Annotated in this window: 1 pseudogene; it reads left to right on the top strand. The window is 44.8% G+C overall.

Annotated features, from left to right (window positions below):
* Positions 1-15: 15 nt before the first annotated feature.
* Positions 16-420, top strand: a pseudogene (locus PVK71_RS20395) (hypothetical protein); the annotation flags it as partial.

The following is a 420-nucleotide window of genomic DNA, read 5'->3' as shown; positions in this document are numbered from 1 at the left end:
TTGCGCGATGAGATCGTGCGTCGTCCAATCACGCAAGGCTCAATACCTGCACTAGGTCAACTGCACTTTGAGGTGTTGTTTGATGGGGAGATTGAATACGAAGCGCGTGAAATTGGCTACTTCTTGGAGGACGGTACTTTATTTGCGGTAGACAGTCGAGAGGGGAACATCATCTCAATAAAAAGAGCGGATACCATTATCACTGAAGTGTTTGATTTAACTCTATCTGGCTCTGAAATTGACACCATCACGGTTGAACTTATCGGTGCTGTAAATGCAACGGAGCATGTACCAGGAATAGCGAAAATAGCAACCGATGCGCAAGTAGCCGAAGGTCAAGACAACAGTGCGTTTTTAACAATAAAAAAACTGTTATTACGTACGGCAAACACGATAAGTGCAGGCGTGGTTCAGTTGTCT

It is taken from the genome of Aliivibrio sp. S4MY1, assembly GCF_028765545.1.
Classification (GTDB): Bacteria; Pseudomonadota; Gammaproteobacteria; order Enterobacterales; family Vibrionaceae; genus Aliivibrio.
Note: the sequence above shows the minus strand (reverse complement) of the source record. Positions and strands in the feature narration are given on the sequence as shown.